The 12812-nt window shown below is 63.0% G+C and carries 12 protein-coding genes and 2 pseudogenes; 10 read left to right on the top strand and 4 right to left on the bottom strand.

The genetic code is table 11. The annotated features are described in order from the left end of the window. Positions 1–118 precede the first annotated feature (118 nt). The 6 genes and pseudogenes from NX02_RS05795 to NX02_RS05770 all read left to right on the top strand — a co-directional run bounded on the left by NX02_RS05795 (position 119) and on the right by NX02_RS05770 (position 3868). On the top strand, positions 119–529 hold the full coding sequence (locus NX02_RS05795; protein WP_025291248.1) for a helix-turn-helix domain-containing protein: 411 nt from the start codon (positions 119–121) through the stop codon (positions 527–529). Beyond that, positions 526–777, top strand: a pseudogene (locus NX02_RS05790) (IS3 family transposase); the annotation flags it as partial. The gene NX02_RS05795 and the pseudogene NX02_RS05790, both read left to right, overlap by 4 nt. Positions 778–869: 92 nt before the next feature. Continuing rightward, a complete protein-coding gene (gene tnpA, locus NX02_RS05785; protein ID WP_025290615.1) occupies positions 870–1304 on the top strand; it encodes an IS66-like element accessory protein TnpA in 435 nt (144 codons plus the stop codon). Between the two features lie 26 nt (positions 1305–1330). Then, positions 1331–1657, top strand: coding sequence for an IS66 family insertion sequence element accessory protein TnpB (gene tnpB, locus NX02_RS05780; RefSeq protein ID WP_245648858.1), 327 nt, complete (start codon positions 1331–1333; stop codon positions 1655–1657). Positions 1658–1688: 31 nt separating this feature from the next. Continuing rightward, on the top strand, positions 1689–3212 hold the full coding sequence (tnpC, locus tag NX02_RS05775; RefSeq protein ID WP_025290617.1) for an IS66 family transposase: 1524 nt from the start codon (positions 1689–1691) through the stop codon (positions 3210–3212). A gap of 29 nt (positions 3213–3241) precedes the next feature. After that, positions 3242–3868 (top strand): IS3 family transposase, encoded by a 627-nt coding sequence (locus NX02_RS05770; RefSeq protein WP_158013932.1) that lies wholly within the window; start codon positions 3242–3244, stop codon positions 3866–3868. Between the two features lie 30 nt (positions 3869–3898). Here NX02_RS05770 and NX02_RS31325 read toward each other — a convergent pair. Beyond that, positions 3899–4992: pseudogene (locus NX02_RS31325) on the bottom strand (IS5 family transposase); the annotation flags it as partial. A gap of 215 nt (positions 4993–5207) precedes the next feature. Beyond that, entirely contained in the window at positions 5208–5369 is a 162-nt protein-coding gene (locus NX02_RS31320) for a hypothetical protein (RefSeq protein ID WP_211258294.1), read from the bottom strand. Positions 5370–5470: 101 nt separating this feature from the next. Between NX02_RS31320 and NX02_RS05760 the strand changes: the two genes are divergently transcribed. Further along, positions 5471–6550, top strand: a complete 1080-nt coding sequence (locus NX02_RS05760; protein WP_025290714.1) for an IS630 family transposase — start codon at positions 5471–5473, stop codon at positions 6548–6550. Here NX02_RS05760 and NX02_RS05755 read toward each other — a convergent pair. Then, a complete protein-coding gene (locus tag NX02_RS05755) occupies positions 6539–7147 on the bottom strand; it encodes an esterase/lipase family protein (RefSeq protein ID WP_211258293.1) in 609 nt (202 codons plus the stop codon). The two genes, NX02_RS05760 and NX02_RS05755, sit on opposite strands and share 12 nt — an antisense overlap. Before the next feature lie 373 nt (positions 7148–7520). Beyond that, on the bottom strand, positions 7521–8417 hold the full coding sequence (locus NX02_RS05750; protein ID WP_025291244.1) for a LysR family transcriptional regulator: 897 nt from the start codon (positions 8415–8417) through the stop codon (positions 7521–7523). A 352-nt stretch (positions 8418–8769) separates the two neighbouring features. Between NX02_RS05750 and NX02_RS05745 the strand changes: the two genes are divergently transcribed. The 3 genes from NX02_RS05745 (at position 8770) to NX02_RS05735 (ending at position 12570) form a co-directional block, all read left to right on the top strand. Further along, positions 8770–10254, top strand: coding sequence for an alginate export family protein (locus NX02_RS05745; RefSeq protein WP_084717624.1), 1485 nt, complete (start codon positions 8770–8772; stop codon positions 10252–10254). Between the two features lie 49 nt (positions 10255–10303). Beyond that, positions 10304–10609, top strand: coding sequence for a GNAT family N-acetyltransferase (locus tag NX02_RS05740; protein WP_025291242.1), 306 nt, complete (start codon positions 10304–10306; stop codon positions 10607–10609). A 155-nt stretch (positions 10610–10764) separates the two neighbouring features. After that, the gene (locus tag NX02_RS05735) at positions 10765–12570 is read left to right on the top strand and encodes an amidohydrolase (protein ID WP_025291241.1); all 1806 of its coding nucleotides are present in this window, start codon (positions 10765–10767) and stop codon (positions 12568–12570) included. Positions 12571–12812 lie beyond the last annotated feature (242 nt).

The following is a 12812-nucleotide window of genomic DNA, read 5'->3' as shown; positions in this document are numbered from 1 at the left end:
TGTGGCGGATTCCTTGCATAGCTACGCCCTCGCCATCAGTTTTGGCAGACGAACCAGATTGGAGTGCCCCCCTAGATTGAGACAGTGAAATAAGGGACGGCCCTATGGGGAGGGCAGCATGTCCAAGGTTGTTCGACGAAGATTTGGCCGGGCGTTCAAGCTTGAGGTTGTCCGGCGGATGGTGGCCGGCGAGAGCGGGACGGCGTTGTCGCGAGAGTTGGGCGTCAAGCGCACGATATTGTACCGCTGGCGCGACGCGTTTCGCGATGGCGGGGAGGAGGCACTTCGGGACGGCCCCGGCCGGCCGAAGCGGGCAGAGAAAGCGGCGATGGCGCTGGCGCGTGGGCCGGCGGCACGGGCACGCGATCTTGCCGAGGCTCGCCGCCAGATCGCCGAGTTGGAGCGCAAGGTCGGCGAGCAGCAGGTGGCGCTGGATTTTTTCAAGGGTGCCTTGCAGCGCATCGAGGCGTCACCCCCGCCGAGCGACGGCGGTGGCGTGACGGGGTCATCGCCCAGATCCAGGCGATGACGGGTCTGCAAGGCTCCGGATCGGCGCTGTCGGTAGAGCGGCTGTGCCGCTTGGCCGAGGTGAACCGCGCGGCCTTCTATCGAAAATGGCAGGATCATGCGCCGAAGCAGGAGGAGACGGCGCTGCGCGACCGGCTTCAGCGGCTGTGCGTGGCGAACCGGCATTATGGCTATCGGCGGATCACGGCGCTGCTGAAGCGCGAAGGCTGGCACATCAACCACAAGCGGGTGCAGCGGCTGATGCGGGAGGATAATCGTAAGCGGGTCCGCGACCCCACCTTGCGGCGCTGAAGCACAGCGCCGAGTCTCCGCGCCCTGATTGGGTGGAAGGCGCTGGTGCTATGACGATGTCATGTGATGATGCTGGCACTAGCCGGGTAACGCGCTTCGAAGTGTTCACCGGCGCGGGGCGCCGTCGGGATTGGCCGCCGGATGTGAAGGCATCGATCGTGGCCGAGAGCTTCTCCGGGCAGGAGACGGTCTGCTCGGTCGCGCGGCGCCATGGCATGAGCCCGTCGCAGCTGTTCACCTGGCGCCGGCAGCTCCGCAAGCAGATGGAGAGCCAGGGTGCGGGTGTGCCGGCATTCGTGCCCGCCGTGGTCGATGTTGGCTCGGCAGAGGAGCCTGGGGCAGCGATCCAGCGGCCGAAGCAGCGGCGGCGCTCGAAGGCGAGCGCCGTGGAACTGGAGATCGACGGCGTAGCGGTGAAGATCAGCCACGGTGCCGACGCCGGGGTGATTGCCGCGGTGATCGAAGCGCTCCGGGCCACCCGATGATCGGACCCGGATCAGGTGCGAAGGTGATGGTCGCCACGCGCCCGGTGGACTTCCGCAAAGGCCCAGATGCGCTGGCTGCGTTGGTAGGTGTCGAGTACGGCGGTGATCCCTATTCCGGCGTGATCTACGTGTTCCGGGCTAAGCGCAGCGATCGGATCAAGCTCGTCTGGTGGGACGGCACCGGGTTGTGCCTGATGGCCAAGAGGCTGGAGTCCGGCGGGTTCAAGTGGCCGGCAATCCAGGATGGCGTGATGCGGCTGACGGCGGCGCAGTTGGGCGCCTTGCTTGAGGGGCTGGACTGGCGCCGTGTGCACGGCGGACGCCGCCCGATTGCGCCGCAGATTGCTGGTTGACGGGATGTTCTGCTCCTGATTCACTGCTTCCATGCCCATGGAAGCGGACCTTCCCAACGATGTCGAAGCGCTCCGTGCGCTCGTCCTCGAGCAGGCCCGCGAGCTCGATGCACTGAAGGTTTTCCAGGCCGAGGTTGAACGCCTGAAGGCGATCATTGAGGCCCTGCAGCGGCACCGGTTCGGCCGCCGGTCCGAGCAGCTCGATCCCGATCAGTTCGAGCTTGCTCTGGAGGAAGTCGAGACGGCCTTGGCCCAGGCCCAGCACGCCGTGGACAAGGCGAGCCGGGCATCTGCGGATCGCCCGCGCAAGGCCAACCGCGGTTCGCTGCCGCCCCATCTCGAGCGGATCGAGCAGGTCGTCGATGTCGAAGATAAGGCCTGCCCCTGCTGTGGCGGCGCGCTCCACCAGATCGGCGAGGACGTGGCTGAACGGCTCGACGTCGTGCCGACCACCTTCCGCGTGCTGGTCACGCGCCGCCCGCGCTATGGCTGCCGCTCGTGCGAGGGCGCGATTGTCCAGGCACCGGCGCCGGCGCGGATCGTCGAGGGTGGTATCCCCACCGAGGCGCTGATCGCACAGGTCCTGGTCGCCAAGTACGCCGATCACCTGCCGCTGTACCGCCAAGCCCAGATCTACGCCCGCCAAGGTATCCAGCTTGACCGGTCCACCCTGGCGGATTGGGTCGGCCGGGCAGCCTGGTACTTGCGCCCCTTGCGCGATCAGATCCTAGAGCGATTGCGACGATCCGAGCGGCTGTTCGCCGATGAGACCACGGCGCCAGTGCTCGATCCCGGGCGTGGTCGGACCAAGACCGGCCAGCTCTGGGCCTATGCCAGGGACGATCGACCATGGGGCAGCGAAGATCCGCCTATGGTTGCCTATGTCTACGCCGCTGACCGCAAGGGTGAGCGGGCCGAGGCCCATCTCGGTGACTTCGCCGGCATCCTGCAGGTCGACGGCTTTGGCGGCTATGCCGCCCTGGCCAGGCGCCGGCAGCAAGTGAGCCTCGCCTTCTGCTGGGCGCACGTGCGGCGCAAGTTCTACGAACTGGCCGAGAGTTCGCCGGTCGCGGCCGAGGTGCTACGCCGGATCGCCATGCTCTACGCGATCGAGGACGAGGTTCGCGGCTCCTCGGCGAAGCAGCGCCGCGCCGTGCGCGCCGAACGGGCCCGCGTCATCGTCGATGACCTGCACATTTACCTCGCGGCACGGCTCCGTCAGGTCAGCGCCAAGAGCAAGCTCGCCGATGCGATCCGTTACGCGCTGACCCGCTGGGCCGGGCTGACGCTGTTCCTCGACGATGGCCGCGTCGAGCTGGATTCCAACACAGTCGAGCGGTCGGTCCGGCCGCTGGCCCTCAATCGCAAGAATGCGCTGTTCGCCGGCTCTGACGAGGGTGGCGACAACTGGGCAGTGATCGCCACGGTGATCGAGAACTGCAAGATATCAGGCATCAACCCGCATGCCTGGCTGACCGAGACGCTGACCAAGTTGGCTCATGGGCATCCCGCGAACAAAGTCGGCGAACTCATGCCGTGGACCGCCGTGGCCTGAGCACACCGCTTACGGATAATCTGCTGTGCGTGAGAAAGCCGATCTTCCGGCCGGCGACGACGGACTCGCGCCATGGCTGGCGGATATGGCCCAATCTGGCGCGCCACCTCGATCCGAGCGAGGTCAACCAGTTGTGGGTTGCGGACATCACCTATGTCCGCCTGGCCGAGGCGTTCGTCTATCTGGCGGTGATCCTCGACGCGTTCAGCCGCAAGGTGGTCGGTTGGGCGATGGCGGATCATCTGCGCGCCGAACTGGCGCTCGATGCGCTGACGATGGCGTTGGAACGGCGCCCCGTTGTGGCGGGTGGCCTCGTCCATCATTCGGATCGCGGCATCCAATATGCCTGCGGCGATTACATCGCCCGGCTGGAAGCAGCCGGTATCCTGCCGAGCATGAGCCGGGTCGGATGCCCCTATGACAATGCCATGGCCGAGAGCTTCATGAAGACGCTCAAGCAGGAGGAAGTGAACGGCGCCGGCTATCGCGACCTCGCCGATGCCACGCAACGCATCGGCTCATTCCTCGACCAGATCTACAATCGCCAGCGGCTCCACTCCGCCTTGGCGTACAGATCACCCGATGAGTATGAAGATATCTTGCCAAGGGCTGCTGCGCAGCAGCCCTTGGACGTAACGGAAAACCGCTGTCCCTAATTGTCGTGTCTCATCGATGGGGTGCAGTCCAAGATTGTACGCCGCAGCGGTCAGGGTGAAGTTCCATCCTACGCGGTCCTGCCCTCGATGCCGGGTCTTGCGCAGGTTTCCGCTGGTCCTGGTCCAGCCAAAGACCTCTTCGATCCGTTTCCTGATCCGCATCGAAACGGCGTAGCCAGGGTGCCGGGTGGTGCGTCTATCGATAGCGGATTGCCTGTTGGCATTGTTCTGGGCGACGTGCGGGGTAACGCCAATGTCGCGTAAGGCGGCGACGAATCCGGCTGTATCGTAGGCTTTGTCCGCCGCCAGCGTGATGCGATGGCGCCCCTTCATGCGGGAAAGCATAGTCAGCGCGGCCTCCCGTTCGGCCGTGCCCGTGGCGTGAGTGAGTGTCGCATCGACGACCAGCCCATGCCGGTTCTCCATCAGGACGTGGGCCAGTGACACAGCCTCGCGGCTTGGCCGCGTGCCTTCTTGAACAGGCGGGCATCAGGATCGGTGGTGGAGGCGTGGGTGGCGTTGGTTCGCTTCTCGCCATGGAAATCACGTTCGGCGTTCCGCCCCCTGGCCTTTGCCTGTGCGCTCTGACCGGTGCCCGAAGCGCTGTCGTCGTCGTCACCGCTCGAAGCCTCGCCGTCCCTGGGCTTGAAACTCTTCATGCTGGCCCACGCTTCGATCAGGGTGCCATCCACCGAGAAGTGGTCGTCTGACAGGAGCGCCTGCACACGAGACTGGCCTACGATCGCGGACAGGAACCTGGCGGCGATGTCCCCGGCCAGCAGCCTCTCCCGGTTCTTGGTGAAGACCGTCACATCCCAGATCGGCGCATCCATTGCCAGGCCGACGAACCAGCGGAAAAGCAGGTTATAATCCATCTGCTCCATGAGCTGGCGTTCCGAGCGGATCGTATAGAAAGCCTGCAGGAGCAATGCGCGCAGCAACTTCTCGGGCGCGATCGATGGCCGGCCAATGCGCGAATACATCGCATCGAAATCAGCGGACATCACCTCGAGAGCTTCGTCGACGATCGCGCGGATCGCCCGAAGGGGGTGGTCTGCCGGAACCCGCGCTTCGCAGCTCACGTAGGAAAACAGCCCTTCGCTCCGGTAATCGCCGCCGCGCATCTCAAATCCTTCAACCTCAGCCGAACGCGTATGAATCACCTCAAAGAGCTCGACAAAAGTGCCTTTTTCCGCAGCCTGTTAAGCCTCAACGGAGCCTTGGCGGCAAAGTCCAATGCCACCGTGGGAGCTTTGATCATCCGGCACTCGCTCATCCGCGTTTCCCCACGGCACCCCGCCTGCGCAAGCACAAGCACAAGCACAAGCAGGTCTATCGTTCATTGCGCCTGACCGGCAACCTGTTCGGCGTTCGCGGCATCCTCCATCAGCGCGGCGAAGGACTTGGGATCCGCGACGTAAACAGCATGGCTTCCTGCGACCTCGCGCGCCGTCGCGCCGGCACGTTCCGCCATCATCCGCTGCGCGGGCGGCGGAATCATCCGATCGTCCGTCGCGACCAGATACCAGCTAGTGGATTGATCGGAACGGAAGAGTCCGTTTTGTGGATTCCGCTGAGCGCGACATTGTGCGACGAGTCGGTATGCGTAGTGGTATCACCTTCGTCGTCACGGCACCGGATCGGGCGCGGCTTGAAGCTCTCGTTTCGGCCCGTGGGTCGCCCCAGAAGCATGTATGGCGCGCGCGGATCGTCCTTTTGACGGATGATGGGCTGGGCACCGTTGCGATCATGGCGCAGACGGGCAAGTCGAAAACGTGCGTGTGGCGCTGGCAGGAGCGGTACATGGCCGAAGGTGTCGATGGCCTGCTCCGCGACAAAACCCGCCCCCCTGGCATCGCGCCGCTCGAGACGACGCTCGTCGACAAGGTTGTGGCGTTGACGCTCGAGGCGCCGGCTCAGGAGGCGACGCACTGGACGGTGCGCGCGATGGCCAAGGCGGCGGGCATCGCAGCGTCCTCGGTCGTGAAGATCTGGCACGACCACGGCCTCGCGCCGCATCGCTGGCGCAGCTTCAAGCTGTCCAACGACAAGGCGTTTGCCGAGAAGCTGCACGACGTGGTCGGCCTCTACGTCTCGCCGCCGGCGCACGCGATCGTGCTGTCGGTGGACGAGAAGAGCCAGATCCAGGCGCTCGACCGCACACAGCCGGGGTTGCCACTCAAGCGCGGCCGGGGGGCGACCATGACGCATGATTATAAGCGCAACGGGACGACCACGTTGTTCGCGGCGCTGAACGTCCTCGACGGCTCGGTGATCGGGCGCAACATGCAGCGGCATCGGCACCAGGAGTTCATCCGCTTCCTGAACGCGGTCGAGGCCGAACTGCCGTCAGACAAGGCCGTCCACGTCATCCTTGACAACTACGCCACCCACAAACAGCCGAAGGTTCGCGCCTGGCTCGCCCGGCATCCGCGCTGGACTTTCCACTTTGTGCCTACGTCGTGTTCCTGGTTGAACGCCGTCGAGGGCTTCTTCGCCAAGCTGACCCGCCGGCGCCTGAAGAACGGCGTCTTCTGCTCCGTCGTCGATCTCCAGGCCGCCATCAACCGCTTCATCAAAGAGCATAATCAGGAACCCAGGCCGTTTGTATGGAAGGCTGATCCCGATCACATTATCGCTGCCGTCAGGCGCGGGCACCAAACGTTGGAATCAATCCACTAGACTAGGTTTTGTCTTCCACGCCGGTTGAGTGACCTTTCCTTCGAGCGCGAACACTTCCCACGGTACCTGCGAGTCCGCCATAAATCGGGCGACATCCGGGCTCACGTCGGCCGCGAAGGAGTGGACAAACTTTGTCCTGTCGAGCTGTAGGAATCCATCGACCGGCGGCAGGATCGGGGGCACTGGCACTCCTGGCTGCGGATTGGCGATCAGCGACGACACCGACTCTCCTTGGTCTGGTGCGAAGGCAGCGATGTAGACGAGCGACTTCACCTTGGACTCCCGGCCCGCCTCGGTGATGACGACGCCGCCATAGGGGTGGCCAACCAGCACAACCTCTCCGCTGGCCGAGGCGATAGCCCGTTTGGTGACCGCAACATCATCGGCGAGCGAGGTCGTGGGATTCTGGACGACGACTACCTCGTAGCCGCGCTCAGCAAGGATGCGGTGGACGCCGCTCCAGCCCGAGCCATCGACAAACCCACCATGCACGAGCACGATCGTTTTGGCCGGGTGGTCGGATGCCATCTCGCCGAGTGCCGAACCTGGGCCCGCGCCAAGGCTCAATGATGCTATTGTTGCTGCTGCTTTACGCAAAAACCGTCTCCCTGAGGTGGAATCGCAAGCGGGCACGCAGCCCGGCCGCGGCCGGGGTTCTGATTACAGACGGCTACCGGTCAGGTTTTGAACGATCCTGCAGTGCAGCGCGGGATAGGGATTTCCCGATGACAGCAATTCCGGCGCGGCGCAGCAGACCTGCGTCCGCTTCGCGCCAATCTCCGCCATCCCGCCTGTTCTGCGCTGCCGCGGTGGATGACGGGTGACGGATACCCTCAGCAGGATCATGTTCCGTGATGGCCACACGGTCCCGGGAGAGTAACGATGAACATCGCAGACAAGAGCGCAAGCGCTCCTGGTCATTGACGAAGCGACCCGGCCCGCTCGCACTGTTACACCATATTTGCGCTGATCATTTGCCTTGGTCCGCCGCGCTGATGCCCGAATGTCCGAAGCGCTCAATGAGCATCTCGGTGAGAATTTTCACTTTTCGGGCGGGATGCTGGCTGGGCGCCCTCAGCACGAAGATTCCAGCTGGCGGAATCGGGTGGCGCGTCATGATCGGTACGAGCGCGCCCGAACCGATATGTTCCGCGACGAGCCCTTCCGGGAGATAGGCAATTCCGACCCCGTCGAGCGCAGCGGCGACGAGGGATATTCCGTTGTCCGCTTTATAGCGTCCCTGTGGATGCACCATCACGATCTTGTCACCGTCCATGAATTGCCACGTTTCGGTACCCTGCGTAACGGCCTGATGGCTCAGGATCTCGTCCGGCGTTTCGGGTGCACCGTGCGCTTCGATATAGGCAGGGCTAGCAACCAGCTTGCCGAAGATCGGTCCGACACGTCTTGCGATCAGTGTCGAATCTCGAAGGTGGCCAACCCGAATGGCACAGTCGTAGCCCTCGGCGACAAGATCCACGAACCGATCGCTGTAGTCGGCGTGAATATGGAGATCGGGGTGCCGCTGCGCCATCTGCGAAAAAACCGGGGAGAAGTGTGTCGGGCCGAAAGAGAGCGGCGCGGCGACGCGCAATCGGCCGCGAACATCCTCCCAGGGAAGAATGACCTCCTTCGCATTGTCGATCTCGATGCAGACCCGTGCTGCGTAATCGCGAAATGTCGCACCGGCCTCGGTCAAGGCGGCACCGTGCGTCGTTCGCGCGAGCAATTGAACACCCAGATGCTGCTCGAGCCGAGCGAGCCGCCGGCTGACGATCGACTTGGAAACGCCAAGCCGGCGTGCTGCCGCCGTAACACCGCGGGCGTCAGCCACCTCCACGAAGGTGCGCAGTTCCTCGATATCCATATCGTTCCCTTTTACGCGACACGGTGTAGCGTTCTGATGGCCTAGCCCGATACAAATGGCAATGGCACTATCCCTTTAGACATCGTCGCAAATCTTCATGTCATCTGACAGATTGCGTCTCAACACTAACAAGCGGGAAAAGTCATGTCCTTTCACAATGGCGTCATGTTATCTATTCGTTCTGAAGATTAAATTCTTGTGCTGGTCAATCGTTACGCGTTTCGCCTTGAGGGAACGGGCAACGCGCTTATCCGCCAGCGCAGCAACTCCAAAATACGCCCGTCGAAAGTCACGCGGGCTGATCGGCGTGGGTGGCGAGCATCGGGCATGCGCGCTGCGGCAAGCCAATAGAATGTCGAAACTTGCCACCCGCCCGCATGAGGTGAGGACCGTTTCGCGGCGGCCGCCGTCTGACGACCGCGATCGGTGCAAGATTCGTCTGCTGACAAGACTGATCTCAGGAGCCGCAGCCTCGGCCTCACCCTTCGTGGCCTACGCGCAGGTATCGACCGACCTGGAGCGAGCCCCGACACTGACTATCGAGCGCTATTCGGAAGACTGGTCCGACCTCGCCGATCCTGGGAACCGCACAGGACATTGGACGGAGCCGTTCAAGTATATCCCTTTTAGCGACGACGACGCGGTCTACCTCACAATAGGCCTCGAAGCGCGGTCGCGCTACGAAAGCTATGAGAATGTGAACTGGGGATCATCGCCAAACGATGACTTTGCCTGGCATCGTCTGATGCCCTACGCCGACCTTCACATCGGAAACGTCCGGTTTTTCGCGCAGCCGATCCTGTCGGTGATCTCAGGGGCGGACAGACCCAAGCGGCCGGTGGACACGACGGGAACCGACATGCTGCAGGCCTTCGTCGACGTCGATCTTGCGTTGCCGGGTGACGCTTCACTCCGGCTGTCTGCAGGGCGAAAACTGGTTTCACTTGGATCGGGGCGCTTCATCGACCGGCGCTATGGCACCGGCGTTCCGCTGCCGTTCGACGGATTCGAAGCCATCGTCACGGGCAAATCACGCCGGGTGACGGGGTTCTATCTTCAGCCGGTCGACACAAGGCAAGGGGATTTCAACGATCGACGCTCGCGCGATAAAGCGGTGTGGGGCGTCTACGCGACACAGTGGTTAGACGCGAAACACGCGCATGGTATCGACCTCTATTATATCGGGCTGCGGGATCGAAATGCCGTCTTCGACCAGGGCGCCGGCAGTCAGTTGGCGCACACCTTCGGCACGAGAATATTCGGGGATGATGGCGACTGGTATTGGAACGCGGAGGCCGCGCTCCAGCGTGGCACGTTTGCCGGTCACCGCTCGTCGGCCTGGGGGGTCGGGGCCGAGACCGGCTATCGGTTTCGGAACGCGCAGCTGCGACCGGAAATTGCCCTCACGGCCGACGTTGTATCGGGCGACGATGACCCGAACGATGCGAAGCTGGGGACGCTGAATGCGCTTTTCCCGAACGGGAAATATTTCGGAGCGCTGTCGCCGATCGGCCCGCGAAACCTCATCCACCTGCGTCCCTCGACGGCAATTCACCCGCATAAGACCCTCGCACTATCGCTGACCGGGGTCGCCTATTGGCGGCAGAGCCTTGGCGACGGGATCTACGCGATCTCCGGATTGCTCGCGCGCAGCGGCGGGGAGAGCGACGCGCGGTTCATCGGCAAGCAGATCGAAATCGCCACGAGCTGGCAGGCGACACCCGAATTGAACCTGACCGCGTCGCTCAGTGCTTTCGATCCCGGGCCGTTCATTCGCGACACCGGGCCCGCGCGCACCATCAAGATGGCCGGTGCACAAGGGACCTTCCGGTTCTGACGGTGCGCCCGCCCGCGGCCACGCCCGTACGAACAGGGAGTGACGGGACATGAGCTTCGTCGAAGACAACCGCGCCGAACGACGCTTCGAACTGCCAATCGACGACAGCCAGGAGATCGCAACGGCATATTATCGCATGCACGGCGACAGGTTCGTCCTGACGCATACGATCGTTCCCGAACGGCTTTCCGGACGCGGCATCGGCTCACAACTGGCCTGCGGCGTGTTCGACGAGATTCGCGCGAGCGGCCGCAAGGTGTTCCTCGTCTGCCCGTTCATGACCGCCTTCTACGCGCGCCATCCGGAATATGCCGACGTCGTCGTGGGTTCACCGGGTTCGGGTCGGAACGCATGATCGAGATGCCCGGCGAACACGCACGACGGACCGCGGTTTCAACGTCCGCGAACGCTGCGTCTTACTGGCGCCGCACTTCATCCGGTGTCGTAGGCGCCCGCTGAGCACCGGCTTCCGCTTGACCCTGTTTCAAAAACCTAGCTGAGCGAGGATATATGATAAAGAAGATAGCCATTGCATTCCTGACGATGTCGTCGTTCTGCGCTGTCCAGGCCCAATCGATGCAGGATGAGGCTGGCGCCGACCTTATCGTTTTCAACGCAAAGATCTTCACGGGCAGCCGTGCGCAGCCCGAGGCTTCCGCTTTGGCGGTCAAGAACGGCCGCATCTACTTCGTCGGTCCCGATGCGGACATACTGGCGCTGAGAAATTCCAGGACCAGGTTGATCGATGCGCACAACCGCAGGCTGATTCCCGGCATCGTCGATGCGCATACGCACGTCCTCAACGACCTGGCCTATACCTACAATATACGATGGGATGGCGTGCCGACGCTGAGTCGGGCGCTGACGATGCTGAGCGAGCAGGCCAGCCGCACACCGGAGGGACAATGGGTCAAGGTGATCGGAGGCTGGTCTCCCTACCAGTTCAAGGAGAACCGCTTTCCCACGCTGGCCGAACTGCGCAAGGCCGTGCCCGATCGCCCCATGATCGTGCAATATGCCTATAACCGCGCCTTCCTGAACAAGCCGGCGATGGACGCGCTTGGCGTGGGCACCGACCGGTTCCCCAAACTGCCGGACATCGAGTTCGAAAAGGATAGCCGCGGCACCCCGACCGGCGTGGTCCACGGCTACACCTGGGTGTTTCTCGCCCTCGAGACCATGGTGCCGCAACCCACCTTCGACGAAGAAGTGAGTTCGTTGGTCTACAGCATCCGGGGACTGAACCGGTTCGGCGTAACGTCGATCATCGATAATGGCGGCAGGTGGGCATATCCGAAGGCTCAGGCAAGGGTGAATGTGCTGGCGCGCGACAACCGCCTCAACGTCCGCATGCCTTTTGTGGATTTGCAGCTCGGCAACGGCGGATCGGTGAATATGGTGGATCTGGAGATCGAGGCGATCACGAAAACGGCGCCGATCAGCCCGGGACAAAATCTGCACCCCACATTGGCCCATGGCCATGAATATCGAGGGGCCGGGGAAGTTCTGAGCGGCGACGTGCATGATCATGAGAATTTCGATCGTCCGGCGGTCATCATCGCGCCTGAGAAGATGAAGCGCTTCGTCGAGCAGGATGTGATGAAGCTCGTGCAGCGACGCATCCCGTTCCGTATGCACATCAGCTACAACGAGAACATCTCCCCCTTTCTCGACGCTCTGGAGAAGGTGAACGAAACGATCCCGCTCGATGGCTTGCGATGGAGCCTCGAACATGCCGAGACGATCAGCCCCGAGAACATCGATCGCGTGAAGAAGCTGGGCGGCGGTATCGCCGTGGACGCCAAAATGGCGCTGCACGCCGACGGTTTCATCAAGACATATGGTCGCGAAAAGGCGTTGCAGACGCCGCGCCTGCGGCCGCTCGTGGACAGCGGGATTCCGTTGGCCATGAGTACCGACGCATTCCGAGCAGCCACGTTCAATCCTTGGGTCGGAATCAGCTGGATGGTGTCCGGCAAGTCCGTCTCCGGATCGGAGGTTCTCGCAACGGAGAACCGCCTTTCCCGCGCCGAGGCGCTGAAACTGTTCACCGGTGGCGCAGCATGGTTCATGAATGCAGAATCCGAGGTCGGCGCCATCGCCCCGGGGAATCTGGCCGACTTCGTGGTGCTCGACAGGGATTATTTCACGGTGCCGGAAGAGCAGATAAAATCGGTGTCCGCCGTACTGACCGTCATGGACGGCAAGGTCGTGTTCGGTGCGCAGGAATATAGCGATCAATCGCCAAAACTTCCCGAGGTCCTTCCGGCGTGGTCGCCCGTTAAATATTTCGGGACCTACCACGGGGAAAAATGACCCCCGGCGCGCGGCGAGACGGCAAAGGCCGATCTGAGCAAGATCGGCCATATGCGGGCTCCGGGCGCATGCCGGCAAGGGATGCGAGTTGAGCCTGGCTGAGCCCGGCCTGCCCGCGATCTGTAGACCACTCCAAGCGATCTCTCCGCATGATCATGGCACTCGGCGCAGGCTATCGCGAACGCCGCCCCAGCTTGCGGGCGAGGGCGATAGCCACGGAGCGCCCCTTCCGGGCGCTACCG

The sequence above is a fragment of the Sphingomonas sanxanigenens DSM 19645 = NX02 genome (genome assembly GCF_000512205.2).
Taxonomy (GTDB): domain Bacteria; phylum Pseudomonadota; class Alphaproteobacteria; order Sphingomonadales; family Sphingomonadaceae; genus Sphingomonas_D; species Sphingomonas_D sanxanigenens.
The sequence above is the reverse complement of the archived record's forward strand: the minus strand, read 5'-3'. Positions and strand labels throughout refer to the sequence as shown.